The organism is Pseudomonas sp. MWU13-2862 (assembly GCF_023242495.1).
In the GTDB taxonomy this organism is placed as follows: domain Bacteria; phylum Pseudomonadota; class Gammaproteobacteria; order Pseudomonadales; family Pseudomonadaceae; genus Aquipseudomonas; species Aquipseudomonas gingeri_D.
Genome location: NZ_JALMEZ010000001.1, coordinates 555,468 through 570,582, shown reverse-complemented (window position 1 = coordinate 570,582; position 15,115 = coordinate 555,468). Strand labels below are relative to the sequence as shown.

Here is a 15,115-nt window from a genome sequence, read left to right as displayed (position 1 = left end):
TGGCGAAGTATACCCGAGCGCCCCCACGGGGGGATCGCTATAATCGGCGGCTTTTGTTCCGGAGTGTGGGGTGAATCATGCGCGATCGGCTATTGGCTGCGGAAAAAGTGAAGGCCATCGATTGGCGTGATGGTGCCTTGTATCTGCTCGATCAGCGCATTTTGCCGTTCGAGGAAACCTGGCTGGCCTACGACAGTGCGGCGGGGGTCGCCGAGGCGATTCGTTCGATGGTGGTGCGCGGTGCACCGGCCATTGGCATCAGCGCGGCGTACGGTGTCGTGCTGGCGGCACGGGCACGTCTGGCCGCGGGCGGCGACTGGCTGGCGGCGATGGAAGCTGATTTTGCCTTGCTGGCGAACTCGCGACCCACCGCGGTCAATCTGTTCTGGGCCCTGGACCGCATGCGTGAGCGTTTGGAGCGGGTCAAGGATGGCGCCGATCCGCTGGCGGCCCTGGAGGCCGAGGCGATGGCGATCCATGAAAGTGATCGCGAGGCCAACCTGACCATGGCGCAACTGGGGGTCGACCTGATCCGCAAGCACCAGGGCAATGCCCAGGCGATTCTCACCCACTGCAATACCGGCGCCCTGGCCACCGGCGGCTTCGGTACGGCCCTGGGGGTGATTCGCGGGGCTTTCCTGGAAGGGATGGTCGAGCAGGTCTATGCCGATGAAACCCGACCCTGGCTGCAAGGCTCGCGCCTGACCGCCTGGGAGCTGGCCAACGAAGGCATTCCGGTGACCCTGAACGCCGACTCGGCCGCCGCGCACATCATGAAGACCAAGGGTGTGACCTGGGTGATAGTCGGGGCCGACCGCATTACCGCCAATGGCGATGTGGCCAACAAGATCGGCACCTATCAGCTTGCGGTCTGCGCGATGCACCACGGCGTGCGTTTCATGGTGGTGGCGCCGAGCTCGACCGTCGACATGGACCTGGCCAGTGGCGACGATATCCCGATCGAAGAGCGCGACGGCAGCGAGCTGTTGAGTGTTGGCGGTCATCGGGTCGGGGCCGAGGTCGAGGCCTTTAATCCGGTCTTCGACGTGACGCCGGCGGACCTGATCGATGTCATCGTGACCGAAAAAGGCATCGTCGAGCGTCCGGACACCGCGAAGATGGCCCAATTGATGTGTCGAAAACGCCTGCATTGACCGGCTTTTGTCCCAGGCCATGGGGTATTTTATGGGCCCAAAAGGCAGTCATTCTGCCTCTAAGCCCCTCTCGGCGCGCTCCCGGTCGGTTACAGCGGCCGCCCGTCTACTTCCTTGCCTCTACCGGGGTAGGTGCGTGGCGGCGATTGTGATAACATCCGACGGTTTCCAGGGCAGCCCGAACCGGCTGCCTTCACTGCGCAGATCCAAGGCATAACTCGTTGATTTGTCGTAAGTCGTTGCAGGGCATCAGGCCCGCGGCGGCGAGCTTCGTTCGTCCCATATGGATGTGACGAAGTTTCACCAGAAAAAGGAATCAGGCTTCTCATGGGCGAACTGGCCAAAGAAATCCTCCCGGTCAATATCGAAGACGAGCTGAAACAGTCCTACCTCGACTACGCGATGAGCGTGATTGTCGGGCGGGCACTGCCTGATGCGCGCGATGGCTTGAAGCCCGTGCACCGGCGTGTGCTGTTCGCGATGAGCGAACTGGGTAATGACTGGAACAAGCCGTACAAGAAATCTGCCCGTGTGGTCGGTGACGTGATCGGTAAGTATCACCCGCACGGTGATACCGCGGTCTACGACACCATTGTTCGGATGGCGCAGCCATTCTCCCTGCGCTACCTGCTGGTCGACGGCCAGGGCAACTTCGGTTCGGTGGACGGCGACAACGCCGCGGCCATGCGATACACCGAAGTGCGCATGACCAAGCTGGCGCACGAGCTGCTGGCCGACCTGCATAAGGAAACCGTGGACTGGGTGCCGAACTATGACGGCACCGAACAGATCCCGGCGGTCATGCCGACCCGTATCCCCAACCTGCTGGTCAACGGCTCCAGCGGTATCGCCGTGGGCATGGCGACCAACATCCCGCCGCACAACCTCGGTGAAGTCATCGACGGTTGCCTGGCGCTCATCGACAACCCCGAGCTGACCGTCGATGACCTGATGCAGTACATCCCGGGCCCGGACTTCCCGACCGCCGCGATCATCAACGGTCGTGCCGGTATCATCGAGGCCTATCGCACCGGTCGTGGCCGCATCTACATGCGCGCCCGTTCGACCATCGAAGACATCGACAAGGTCGGTGGTCGCCAGCAGATCGTCATCACCGAGCTGCCTTACCAACTGAACAAGGCCCGGTTGATCGAGAAGATCGCCGAGCTGGTTAAAGAGAAGAAGCTCGAAGGCATCACCGAGCTGCGCGACGAGTCCGACAAGGACGGTATGCGCGTGGTCATCGAGTTGCGCCGTGGCGAAGTGCCAGAGGTGATTCTCAACAACCTTTATGCCCAGACCCAGCTGCAAAGCGTATTCGGTATCAACATCGTTGCGCTGATCGACGGTCGCCCGCGGATCCTCAACCTCAAGGACCTGCTGGAAGCCTTCGTCCGTCACCGTCGCGAAGTCGTGACCCGGCGTACCGTGTTCGAGCTGCGCAAGGCTCGCGAGCGTGGTCATATCCTCGAAGGCCAGGCCGTTGCGCTGTCCAACATCGACCCGGTGATCGCGCTGATCAAGGCCTCGCCGACGCCGTCGGAGGCCAAGGAAGCGCTGATCAGCATGCCTTGGGAATCGTCCGCGGTCGTGGCGATGGTCGAGCGTGCCGGTGCCGACTCGTGCCGTCCGGAGACCCTGGACCCGCAGTATGGTCTGCGCGACGGCAAGTACTTCCTGTCGCCGGAACAGGCGCAGGCCATCCTCGAACTGCGTCTGCACCGCCTGACCGGCCTGGAACACGAGAAGCTGCTGGCCGAGTACCAGGAGATCCTCAACCAGATCGGCGAGCTGATCCGCATCCTCAACAGCGCCACGCGCCTGATGGAAGTGATCCGCGAAGAGCTGGAAGTGATTCGTGCCGAGTACGGCGACGTGCGCCGTACCGAGATCCTCGATGCCCGTCTCGACCTGACCCTGGGCGACATGATCCCGGAAGAAGAGCGCGTGGTGACCATCTCCCACGGCGGCTACGCCAAGACGCAGCCGTTGGCGGCCTACCAGGCCCAGCGCCGCGGTGGCAAAGGCAAGTCGGCGACCGGCGTCAAGGACGAGGACTACATTGCCCACCTGCTGGTTGCCAACAGTCACACCACGCTGCTGCTGTTTTCCAGCAAGGGCAAGGTGTACTGGCTCAAGACCTACGAAATTCCCGAAGCGTCCCGTGCCGCCCGTGGCCGTCCGCTGGTGAACCTGTTGCCGCTGGATGAGGGTGAATACATCACCACCATGCTGCCGGTGGAGGAATACACCGAAGGTCATTTCATCTTCATGGCGACCGCCGACGGTACCGTGAAGAAGACCCCGCTGGAAGCCTTCAGCCGTCAGCGTAGCGTTGGCCTGATCGCCCTGGAGCTGGATGAAGGCGACGTGCTGATCAGCGCCGCGATCACCGATGGCGAGCGCGAGGTCATGCTGTTCTCCGACGCCGGCAAGGTCACTCGCTTCAAGGAGTCCGACGTCCGTGCCATGGGTCGTACGGCCCGCGGTGTGCGCGGCATGCGCCTGAACGAAGGGCAGAAGCTGATCTCCATGATTATCCCGGAAGAAGGCAGCCAGATTCTCACGGCTTCCGAGCGCGGCTTCGGCAAGCGCACCGCGATCAGCGAGTTCCCCGAGTACAAGCGCGGCGGCCAGGGTGTGATCGCCATGGTCAGCAACGAGCGTAACGGCCGTCTGGTCGGTGCGGTACAGGTGCTCGACGGTGAGGAGATCATGCTGATTTCCGACCAGGGCACGCTGGTACGTACCCGTGTCGATGAAGTCTCCAGCCTGGGTCGTAATACCCAGGGTGTGACGTTGATCAAGCTGGCCAGCGATGAAACGCTGGTGGGCCTGGAGCGTGTCCAGGAACCTTCGGAAGTCGAAGGTGAAGAACTGGAAGAGGGTGTCGAGTTCGACGGCGAAGCGCTGATCGATGACGCGGCCGACGACCAGGCGCTGGATGCAGCGACCGACGAAGCGCAACCGCAGGACTAAAAGCGCCTGTCTGCTCTACTCTCTACCGTAGGCGTAGCCGGTCTGGAGTAGGGCGCAGGCCGGTGTGTATTGAAAGCATAGCGAGAGTGGATGTGAGCAAACGAGCCTATAACTTCTGCGCGGGTCCTGCTGCGCTGCCTGAAGCTGTCCTTTTGCGTGCCCAGTCCGAGCTGCTCGACTGGCACGGCAAGGGCCTGTCGGTCATGGAAATGAGCCATCGCAGCGATGAGTTCGTGTCCATCGCCACCAAGGCCGAGCAGGATCTGCGTGACCTGCTGGATATTCCCTCGAACTACAAGGTGCTGTTCCTGCAGGGCGGCGCCAGCCAGCAATTTGCCCAGGTCGCGCTGAACCTGCTGCCCGAAAGTGGCAAGGCCGACTACATCGAGACCGGTATCTGGTCGAAGAAAGCCATCGAGGAAGCTTCGCGTTTCGGCAACGTCAATGTCGCCGCCAGCGCCAAGCCCTATGACTATTTCGCCATTCCCGGCCAGAACGAATGGAAGCTGTCGAAAGACGCGGCCTATGTTCACTATGTGTCGAACGAAACCATCGGCGGCCTGGAGTTCGACTGGATTCCGGAAACCGGTGATGTGCCGCTGGTCACCGACATGTCCTCGGACATCCTTTCGCGCCCGGTGGATATTTCCCGCTTCGGCATGATCTATGCCGGTGCGCAGAAGAACATCGGCCCGAGCGGTATCGTCGTCAATATTGTCCGTGAAGACCTGCTGGGTCGCGCCCGTTCGATCTGCCCGACCATGCTCGACTACAAGGTCGCGGCCGACAACGGCTCCATGTACAACACCCCGCCGACCCTGGCCTGGTACCTGTCGGGCCTGGTTTTCGAGTGGCTCAAGGAGCAGGGTGGCGTCGAAGCCATCGGCAAGCTCAATGAAATCAAGCAGCGCACGCTGTATGACTTCATCGACGCCAGCGGCCTGTACAGCAACCCGATCAACAAGACCAACCGCTCCTGGATGAACGTGCCGTTCCGCCTGGCCGACGATCGCCTGGACAAGCCGTTCCTGGCCGGCGCCGAAGAGCAGGGCCTGTTGAATCTCAAGGGCCACCGTTCGGTGGGTGGCATGCGCGCCTCCATTTACAACGCCGTCGACATCAACGCGGTGAACGCGCTGGTGGCGTACATGGCAGCGTTCGAGAAGGAACACGGCTAATGTCCGAGCAAGAACTCAAGGCACTGCGCCTGCGTATCGACAGCCTCGATGAGAAAGTTCTCGAACTGATCAGCGAGCGCGCACGCTGCGCCCAGGAAGTCGCGCGGGTAAAAATGGCTTCGCTGGCCGAGGGCGAAGTGCCGGTGTTCTATCGTCCGGAACGTGAAGCCCAGGTGCTCAAGCGGGTCATGGAGCGCAACCAGGGACCGCTGGGCAACGAAGAAATGGCGCGGCTGTTCCGCGAGATCATGTCTTCCTGCCTGGCCCTGGAACAGCCGCTGAAAGTGGCTTACCTGGGTCCTGAAGGTACCTTCACCCAGGCTGCGGCCATGAAGCATTTCGGCCATGCCGTGATCAGCAAGCCGATGGCGGCGATCGACGAAGTCTTCCGTGAAGTGGCGGCCGGCGCGGTGAATTTTGGTGTGGTGCCGGTGGAAAACTCCACCGAGGGTGCGGTCAACCACACCCTCGACAGTTTCCTCGAGCACGACATGGTGATTTGCGGTGAAGTCGAGCTGCGCATTCACCACCACCTGCTGGTGGGCGAAAACACCAAGACCGACAGCATCAGTCGCATCTACTCCCACGCCCAGTCCCTGGCCCAGTGCCGCAAGTGGCTGGACGCCCATTACCCGAACGTCGAGCGCGTGGCGGTTTCCAGCAACGCCGAAGCGGCGAAGCGGGTCAAGGGCGAGTGGAACTCGGCGGCGATTGCCGGCGACATGGCGGCCGGCCTGTATGGCTTGACCCGCCTGGCGGAGAAAATCGAGGACCGTCCGGACAACTCCACGCGGTTCCTGATGATCGGTAGCCAGGAAGTGCCGCCTACCGGCGACGACAAGACCTCGATCATTGTTTCCATGAGCAACAAGCCTGGCGCGCTCCACGAGCTGCTGGTGCCGTTCCACGACAACGGGATTGACCTGACGCGTATCGAGACCCGACCTTCGCGCAGTGGTAAATGGACGTATGTGTTCTTTATCGACTTCGTTGGCCATCATCGTGATCCGCTGGTCAAGGGTGTGCTGGAGAAGATCAGTCAGGAAGCCGTCGCCCTCAAGGTGCTGGGCTCCTACCCGAAAGCGGTTCTGTAAAGGCGTTGATCATGAGCGGTAACTTCCTCGCCCTGGCTCAGCCGGGCGTGCAACAACTGTCGCCTTACGTTCCGGGCAAGCCCGTGGATGAACTGGCTCGTGAGCTGGATATTGATCCGGCGCGGATCATCAAGCTGGCGAGCAACGAGAATCCCCTTGGGGCGAGTCCCAAGGCCCTGGCGGCGATTCACGATGCCCTGGCGGATTTGACCCGTTATCCGGACGGCAATGGTTTCGAGCTCAAGCAGCGTCTGTCCGAGCTGTGCCGGGTGCAGGCCAGCCAGGTGACCCTGGGCAATGGTTCCAACGATATTCTCGAACTGGTCGCCCGTGCCTACCTGGCGCCGGGGTTGAACGCGGTGTTCAGCGAACATGCCTTTGCGATCTACCCCATCGTGACCCAGGCGGTGAATGCAGAGGCCCGTGTGGCTCCGGCCAAGGACTTCGGGCATGACCTGGCGGCGATGCTCGCGGCCATCGACGAAAACACCCGTGTGGTGTTTGTCGCCAACCCGAACAACCCGACCGGTACCTGGTTCGGCCCGAGGGCGCTGGAGACGTTTCTCGCCGCTGTGCCGCAGGATGTCCTGGTGGTCCTGGACGAGGCCTATATCGAATATGCCGAAGGTGTCGACCTGCCGGATGGCCTGAACTACCTGGCAAGCTATCCGAACCTGCTGGTTTCTCGAACTTTCTCCAAGGCCTACGGCCTGGCGGCCTTGCGTGTCGGTTATGCGCTGTCGTCGCCCGCCGTGGCGGATATCCTCAATCGCGTTCGCCAACCGTTCAATGTCAACAGCCTGGCGCTGGTCGCGGCCCGTGCGGCACTTGACGATGTCGAGTATGTCGCCCGTAGCCGAAGCTTGAACGAAGCCGGCATGCAGCAACTGGAAGAAGGTTTTCGCCAGTTGGGGCTGAGCTGGATTCCCTCGAAGGCCAATTTCATTGCTGTCGATGTCGGTCGTGAGGCTGGCCCGGTGTACCAGGGGCTGCTGCGTGAAGGGGTGATCGTGCGTCCGGTGGCCGGTTACGGCCTGCCGAAGCACCTGCGGGTCAGCATTGGCCTGGCCAGTGAGAACAGTCGTTTGCTGGAGGCGCTGGCCAAGGTCCTGGCCCGTGGTTGATGTCATGTCGATGCAATCTGTGAAGCCTATGATCGGCCGCCTTGTGGTGGTCGGCCTGGGTTTGATCGGCGGCTCCTTTGCCAAGGGGCTGCGGGAAAGCGGCCTGTGCCGGGAAGTGGTGGGTGTCGATCTCGACCCGCAATCCCGTGAGCTCGCGGTCGAGTTGGGCGTGGTCGATCGTTGTGAGGCTGATCTGGCGACGGCTTGCCAGGGCGCCGACGTGATTCAGCTGGCGGTGCCGATCCTGGCCATGGAGAAAATGCTCGGCTTGCTGGCGGGCATGGACCTGGGGCAGGCGATCCTCACGGATGTCGGCAGTGCCAAGGGCAATGTCGTGCGTGCCGCCGGTCGGGCCTTTGGCACCATGCCGCCGCGTTTTGTCCCGGGGCACCCGATTGCCGGGTCCGAACAGAGTGGCGTGCAGGCCTCCAACAGTGCGCTGTTCCGTCGGCACAAGGTGATCCTGACGCCGTTGGCCGACACCGATCCGTCGGCGCTGGCGACGGTCGATGCGCTCTGGCGGGCCCTGGGGGCGGATGTCGAGCACATGCAGGTCGAGCGTCACGACGAAGTGCTGGCGGCGACCAGTCATTTGCCGCACCTGCTGGCCTTCGGCCTGGTGGACTCGTTGGCCAAGCGCAACGAGAACCTGGAGATTTTTCGCTACGCCGCCGGTGGATTCCGCGATTTCACGCGGATTGCTGGCAGCGATCCGGTGATGTGGCACGATATCTTCCTGGCCAACCGGGACGCTGTGCTGCGTGCGCTGGACAGTTTTCGCGGTGACCTGGACGTCTTGCGCGATGCGGTCGATGCCGGGGATGGGCCTCAGTTGCTGGAGGTATTCCAGCGTGCGCAAGCGGCGCGCGAGCATTTCGGCAGAATCCTGGCCCGCCGGGCCCGCAAGGGCACCTTGAACGCCAATGATGATCACAAAGAGGCACGGTCGTGAATATTCAAGCTCCAGTTATCACCATTGACGGGCCGAGCGGTTCGGGCAAGGGCACGGTCGCCGGGATCCTGGCCAAGCGCCTGAACTGGTGCCTGCTGGATTCCGGCGCCCTCTATCGGTTGCTGGCATTCGCCGCGCGCAACCATGGGGTCGACCTGACCAACGAGGAACTGCTCAAGGCCCTGGCCGCTCATCTGGATGTACAGTTCGTCGGTGCGACCAGTGATCGTACGGCGCGGATCATCCTCGAGGGCGACGACGTCACCGAAGATATCCGCAACGAGCAGGTCGGCGCCTGGGCTTCCCAAGTCGCGGCGTTGCCGGCGGTGCGCGAGGCTTTGCTGCAACGCCAGCGGGCGTTCCAGGAGCCGCCAGGCCTGGTGGCCGATGGCCGGGACATGGGCACGGTGGTGTTTCCCGATGCGCCGCTGAAGATTTTCCTGACCGCCAGCTCCGAGGAGCGGGCTCGTCGCCGGTACTTGCAGTTGAAGGCCAAGGGCGATGATGTTAGTCTGTCGAGTCTGCTAGATGAGATACGTGCACGCGATGAGCGTGACACCCAGCGAGCGGTAGCCCCGCTCAAGCCGGCGGCTGACGCCATACAGCTGGATTCCACGGAATTGTCCATCGAGCAGGTGCTGGAACGCATCATGAGCGAGATCGCCATTCGCGATATCGCCGGGTGACCAAGAGGTGTGCAGGGGACCAGTCATAGTCCTGCGCGGCTTCTTTCATATGAACGTAACCCACACCGTCTGGGGTGTGGCAGATGGGCGTATTCTTCGCCCTTATCAACAGGAATTAAAATGAGCGAAAGCTTTGCGGAACTCTTTGAAGAGAGCTTGAAGACCCTTAATCTTCAGGCTGGTTCGATCATCACCGGTGTTATCGTTGATATCGATTACCAAGCTCGTTGGGTCACTGTCCACGCCGGTCTGAAGTCTGAAGCTCTGATCCCGCTGGAACAGTTCTACAACGATGCTGGCGAGCTGAACATCAACGTCGGTGACGAAGTTCACGTGGCGCTGGATTCGGTTGAAGACGGCTTTGGTGAAACCAAGCTGTCCCGTGAAAAAGCCAAGCGCGCTGAATGCTGGATCGTTCTGGAAGCAGCCTTCGCAGCCGAAGAAGTGGTCAAGGGCGTTATCAACGGTAAGGTTAAAGGCGGCTTCACTGTCGACGTTAACGGCATCCGTGCGTTCCTGCCAGGTTCTCTGGTTGACGTCCGTCCAGTGCGCGACACCACGCACCTGGAAGGCAAAGAGCTCGAGTTCAAGGTCATCAAGCTCGACCAGAAACGCAACAACGTTGTCGTTTCCCGTCGCAGCGTCCTGGAAGCCGAGAACTCCGCCGAGCGTGAAGCTCTGCTGGAATCCTTGCAGGAAGGTCAGCAAGTCAAGGGTATCGTCAAGAACCTCACCGATTACGGCGCATTCGTCGATCTGGGTGGCGTCGATGGCCTGCTGCACATCACCGACATGGCTTGGAAGCGCATCAAGCACCCATCGGAAATCGTCAACGTTGGCGACGAGATCGATGTCAAGGTTCTGAAGTACGATCGCGAACGCAATCGTGTTTCCCTGGGCCTCAAGCAACTGGGCGAAGATCCATGGGTTGCTATCAAAGCCCGTTACCCAGAAAGCACTCGCGTCACCGCTCGTGTTACCAACCTGACCGACTACGGCTGCTTCGCTGAGCTGGAAGAAGGTGTTGAAGGCCTGGTACACGTTTCCGAAATGGACTGGACCAACAAGAACATCCACCCTTCGAAAGTCGTACAAGTCGGCGACGAAGTGGAAGTCATGGTTCTGGACATCGACGAAGAGCGTCGTCGTATCTCCCTCGGCATCAAGCAGTGCAAATCTAACCCATGGGAAGATTTCTCTGGCCAGTTCAACAAGGGCGATAAAATCTCCGGCACCATCAAGTCGATCACCGATTTCGGTATCTTCATTGGTCTGGACGGCGGCATCGACGGTCTGGTTCACCTGTCCGACATCTCCTGGAACGAAGTGGGCGAAGAAGCCGTTCGTCGTTTCAAGAAGGGCGACGAGCTGGACACCGTTATCCTGTCGGTTGACCCAGAGCGCGAGCGCATTTCCCTGGGTATCAAGCAACTGGAAAGCGACCCGTTCTCCGAGTACGTCTCGGTTAACGACAAAGGCGCCATCGTTAAAGGCATCGTGAAAGAAGTTGACGCCAAAGGCGCCATCATCGTTCTGGCCGACGATATCGAAGCGACTCTGAAAGCCTCCGAAATCAGCCGTGACCGCGTTGAAGACGCGCGCAACGTTCTGAAAGAAGGCGAAGAAGTAGAAGCCAAGATCATCAGCGTTGACCGCAAGAGCCGCGTGATCCAGCTGTCGATCAAGTCGAAAGACGTTGAAGACGAAAAAGAAGCCATCCAGAGCCTGCGCGACAAGCCAGCTGCTTCGGATGCTCCAGTCGACACCACTCTCGGTGCTCTGCTGCGTGCTCAGATGGAAAAACAGAACTAAGTTCTGTCAGACCATAGAAAAAGGGCGACTTCGGTCGCCCTTTTTTGTGCCCGAAATTTGAGGTTCAAAATCTGAAACAAATCCATGGTAGTGATGGTCTCATACGTAAGTGTTGGAGCAGTTGTCGTCAGGGGTGGTTGATTTGGGCTCTGGGGGGCGGTTCAGGGGGGTCATGGGTAAGGAAATGAATGAGCAAGCTAATGGTTATCCTCGCGCTGTTCATGCTTGTAGGGTGCGTCACCCATGCCAAGACTCACGCCAGGCACGGTGTGAGCGGTATCGAGATTGACTGCTCAGGGCTGGGGTCGGATTGGGACAGGTGCTACAAACGGGCGGCCCGCGAGTGCAAGGCCCAAGGTTATAAGGTGATTACCAAGTCCAGCGATGCCAAGGATGAGGAGGGTTGGTATCTTTTTGGTTGGAACCCAGCCGGCGCTGTCACTCGCACCATGCTGGTGATTTGTAATTAGGTGCCTCGATTCCTTGTTTTGTCCACATGCAGATAAGTCAATAGATGGGCTGTTCAAAAACCTCCGCACATGCTAAAACCTTCGAAGTGCTTTCCTAGCTGCTTGAAAAAGAAGGGAAAAATATGACGAAGTCGGAGTTGATCGAACGAATTGTCACCCATCAGGGGCTGCTCTCATCCAAGGATGTGGAGCTGGCCATCAAGACCATGTTGGAGCAGATGTCCCAGTGCTTGGCGACTGGTGATCGGATCGAGATTCGCGGATTTGGCAGCTTTTCGCTGCATTACCGCGCTCCACGGGTTGGTCGTAATCCGAAAACCGGGCAGTCTGTCAGTCTCGACGGCAAATTCGTCCCGCATTTCAAGCCGGGTAAAGAATTGCGTGATCGTGTAAATGAGGAAGAAGAGGGCTTAGGTGGCGATGAGTTGGTGAGATAAGAGTCTCATCAAGCGATTCATGACCACTGGGCTTGTCCTGTTAGTATGAATTACGGGCCTGCTACTCTTTGTGCTGGAAAGCTAGCAGCTTGTGGTTGTTCCCCTCTTCGGTTTTTCGTCGGCCCAGCTACAGATCTCGCTGTTCGGAGTTGCTTTGTTCCTGATGGGGATTGTTTTTGGTGGAGTGGCGTGGTGGCTCATTTCCTGGGGAGGAGGTGCGGACGATAGGCTGGGCATTGATTTTGCCTGGTATTATTGATTTGCGCGCTCATAGGTGTAATAAAATATTTCGTGACTTTAGAAAAAGACTGTTGTAGCCTCTTAGATCTCTGTCTGGTTTATGTTGAGTTATCTCAAAGGGTTTGATTTTTGTAGTTAACTTAACTGCTTAAGTGAAAAAGGCTAGCAATATATGAGTGCTGATTCAAAAAAAGATAATGGGCTGGAAGATTTTGAGTTTCAAAGATTTGTTCGTGTGTTTTTAAGGCAGAGGCTTATTGTTGTCGGCTCTGCTGTTTTGGGGGCTGTTATAGCAGCGAGCTACGCTTTTCTGGCCTCTCCCGTCTATGAGGCGAAAGTTTTTGTGATGCCTCCGTCTCAGAGTGATATATCCAACCTTAACTACGGTCGAATAAAAGAGTCGGGTTTGGCTCCTTACACAGTTAAAGATGTCTATGATATTTACACTCGATATCTGCAGGCAGAATCCCTCCGTCTAGATTTTTTTAGCAAAATTTATGTGCCGAGTTTGCCCCTGGATGAGCAACAAAAATCCCGGGATGTCCAGCGTTCGGAGTTTTCCGAGGTGTTGCGTGTAGTTCCGCCGCTCGGGGGCAGCTCTGACAGGTATTCGGTTGTCGTGCGGACCACTAATCCTGAGAAGGCCAAAGAGTGGGTTGCTGAGTATGTGGCTCAGGCTGGTGAATTGGCTAAGAAGGAAATAATCAATAACGTTTCAATTGAGTCTCAGGTCTGGGCTCGTAATGTGGAGCAGCAGATTGGTTTCGTCAGAGAGAAAAGCAGCAAGGCTAGAGAAGACTCAATTGCCAAGTTGGATGAGGCGCTTCGGATTGCCGAGTCAATCGGTCTGGAGAAGCCGCCAGCGATCACGGTGAGTCAGTCGGCCATTGCGGGGGGGGAGTCTGGTCAGCTTGTGTATATGCGTGGCTCGAAAGCGCTAAGGGCGGAAATTGAAAGTATACGGGCGCGCAAGTCCGATGACCCTTTTACGGATCACTTGCGTGATCTTCAGGAGCGATACAGCTTCTTCAAGGGGCTGAAAATCGAGCCGTCGGTGGTGTCCGTTTATCGGCAAGACGGGGTTGTGGAGTTGCCAGATAAACCGGTGAAGCCTAACAAGGCTCTGATCCTTGTATTGGGTGTTATTGCTGGCCTGATCACAGGCATTGCTTTCGTATTGCTTCGTGGGCTTTTTGTCGTTAGGCCGGAATAGCAAGGTTTGTAGGAAATCACCATCACCAAGGGAGGAATTTCTGTGCTTAGCTCAGAAACAGACTGTTTGGCTGTTTGGTCGAAACGGATCGGGTTCTGGTTGGGGTATTGATTTCAGTGCCCTTGCGGCTGTCAATTCTGACAGGAATGTTTACGGGCAAAGCGCAGCTATCCGGGGGGATGTGCGGGGTTGAATGTGTGCTCGGCGCCATGCTAGATCGGGTGCGATCAAAGATTGGTAGTAGCGTTGCAGGCGTGGCTCTGAGTGTGTGCAGGCGGAAAGGAGGGTGTTGAGCTCTTCGTTGGCTTTCTGAAAATTCTTATGGCTCCTATAGGCGCTTTCGGTATAATTTCTTGTTTACACAGGCGTAATGTTTGTTCTAAAGCGCGAAATTTGACGCTTTTTTTGCGATTGACTTAAATATTGATGAATGGCAAGGGAAAACAATGCTTAAACTCGAAGATGTGAAGTTGGCCATAGTGGGGCTCGGTTATGTGGGCTTGCCGCTGGCGGTTGAGTTTGGCAAAAAAATGCAAGTCGTCGGATTTGATATCAGCCAGCTTCGAATTGAGGCGCTCAAATCAGGTCATGACGCTACTCTCGAAGTGTCTGATTCTGAGTTGCGTTCTGCGTCGGGTTTAAGTTTTAGCTCTGTGCTGGAAAATTTGTCTGCCTGCAATATATATATTGTTACCGTCCCAACTCCGATTGATGAGCATAAGAGACCGGATCTGACTCCTTTGGTTAAAGCCAGTGAGTCGATTGGGCGTGTTTTGAAAAAGGGCGATATCGTTATTTATGAGTCAACAGTCTATCCTGGCGCTACTGAAGAAGACTGTGTTCCAGTGCTGGAAAAAGTATCCGGACTGAAGTTCAATGTCGATTTCTATGCAGGCTATAGCCCGGAGCGGATAAATCCTGGCGATAAAGAGCATCGTGTTACTACCATCAAGAAAGTAACTGCAGGGTCCACTCCAGAGGTCGCTGATCTGGTTGATGCTTTGTATAATGAAATAATTGTCGCCGGCACTCATAAGGCCAAAAGTATCAAGGTTGCCGAGGCGGCGAAGGTTATTGAAAATACACAACGCGACTTGAATATTGCCCTGATCAACGAGTTGGCACTTATTTTTAATAAAATGGGTATCGACACTCAGGCGGTTCTGGAGGCGGCTGGGACGAAGTGGAACTTCTTGCCTTTCCGTCCGGGACTGGTTGGCGGCCACTGCATCGGTGTAGATCCCTATTACTTGACTCACAAGGCGCAATCCATCGGATATCATCCGGAGATCATTTTGGCGGGTCGTCGCTTGAATGACAGCATGGGAGCCTATGTGGTATCTCAACTTGTCAAGGCGATGCTCAAGCGCAAGATTCATGTTGATGGTGCTCGCGTCTTGATCATGGGGTTGACGTTCAAAGAGAACTGCCCGGACCTGCGTAACACTAAAATCATCGATATCGTGAATGAACTTGCTGAATTCAATATTGTTGTTGATGTTTATGATCCGTGGGTAGATGCGGCGGAAGCAATGCACGAGTACTCAATCACTCCTATCGGGCAACCACAGGTTGACTCTTACGACGGTATCATCTTGGCTGTCGCACACAGTGAGTTCTCTGCGATGGGGGCTGAGCAGATTCGCAGCCTGGGTAAAGCTGAGCATGTTCTCTATGATCTCAAGTACCTGCTGGATGCCTCTCAATCAGATCTGCGTCTCTGAATATCAGGGTCTGTAAAGACCCTGATTCGTTACCGCCGGAAAAACAAGTCGA

11 protein-coding genes and 1 pseudogene are annotated in these 15,115 nt (G+C 57.7%); all 12 read left to right on the top strand.

From position 1 onward, the window contains the following. Positions 1–77 precede the first annotated feature (77 nt). The 12 genes and pseudogenes from mtnA (at position 78) to tviB (ending at position 15,063) form a co-directional block, all read left to right on the top strand. Positions 78–1,154: an S-methyl-5-thioribose-1-phosphate isomerase gene (mtnA, locus tag M5C56_RS02625; RefSeq protein ID WP_103495896.1), complete on the top strand. Its 1,077-nt coding sequence runs from the start codon at positions 78–80 to the stop codon at positions 1,152–1,154. 327 nt (positions 1,155–1,481) lie between these two features. Next, complete coding sequence (gene gyrA / locus M5C56_RS02620; RefSeq protein ID WP_103495895.1) at positions 1,482–4,133, top strand: DNA gyrase subunit A; 2,652 nt, start codon at positions 1,482–1,484, stop codon at positions 4,131–4,133. Between the two features lie 92 nt (positions 4,134–4,225). Further along, complete coding sequence (gene serC, locus M5C56_RS02615) at positions 4,226–5,311, top strand: 3-phosphoserine/phosphohydroxythreonine transaminase (RefSeq protein WP_103495991.1); 1,086 nt, start codon at positions 4,226–4,228, stop codon at positions 5,309–5,311. Then, positions 5,311–6,405, top strand: coding sequence for a prephenate dehydratase (gene pheA, locus M5C56_RS02610; protein WP_017129662.1), 1,095 nt, complete (start codon positions 5,311–5,313; stop codon positions 6,403–6,405). The genes serC and pheA overlap by 1 nt, the downstream gene beginning before the upstream one ends. Before the next feature lie 11 nt (positions 6,406–6,416). Beyond that, positions 6,417–7,529, top strand: coding sequence for a histidinol-phosphate transaminase (gene hisC, locus M5C56_RS02605; protein ID WP_103495894.1), 1,113 nt, complete (start codon positions 6,417–6,419; stop codon positions 7,527–7,529). Then, positions 7,522–8,472 (top strand): annotated as a pseudogene (locus M5C56_RS02600) (prephenate dehydrogenase/arogenate dehydrogenase family protein); the annotation flags it as partial. The gene hisC and the pseudogene M5C56_RS02600, both read left to right, overlap by 8 nt. Before the next feature lie 5 nt (positions 8,473–8,477). After that, entirely contained in the window at positions 8,478–9,167 is a 690-nt protein-coding gene (cmk, locus tag M5C56_RS02595) for a (d)CMP kinase (RefSeq protein WP_100939089.1), read from the top strand. 120 nt (positions 9,168–9,287) lie between these two features. After that, a complete protein-coding gene (gene rpsA / locus M5C56_RS02590) occupies positions 9,288–10,979 on the top strand; it encodes a 30S ribosomal protein S1 (RefSeq protein ID WP_100939090.1) in 1,692 nt (563 codons plus the stop codon). Positions 10,980–11,167: 188 nt separating this feature from the next. Further along, positions 11,168–11,449, top strand: a complete 282-nt coding sequence (locus M5C56_RS02585) for a hypothetical protein (RefSeq protein ID WP_103495893.1) — start codon at positions 11,168–11,170, stop codon at positions 11,447–11,449. A 122-nt stretch (positions 11,450–11,571) separates the two neighbouring features. Continuing rightward, positions 11,572–11,886 (top strand): integration host factor subunit beta, encoded by a 315-nt coding sequence (gene ihfB, locus M5C56_RS02580; protein ID WP_103495892.1) that lies wholly within the window; start codon positions 11,572–11,574, stop codon positions 11,884–11,886. Positions 11,887–12,298: 412 nt separating this feature from the next. Continuing rightward, on the top strand, positions 12,299–13,339 hold the full coding sequence (locus tag M5C56_RS02575) for a Wzz/FepE/Etk N-terminal domain-containing protein (protein ID WP_103495891.1): 1,041 nt from the start codon (positions 12,299–12,301) through the stop codon (positions 13,337–13,339). Between the two features lie 446 nt (positions 13,340–13,785). Continuing rightward, positions 13,786–15,063, top strand: a complete 1,278-nt coding sequence (tviB, locus tag M5C56_RS02570; protein ID WP_103495890.1) for a Vi polysaccharide biosynthesis UDP-N-acetylglucosamine C-6 dehydrogenase TviB — start codon at positions 13,786–13,788, stop codon at positions 15,061–15,063. Positions 15,064–15,115 lie beyond the last annotated feature (52 nt).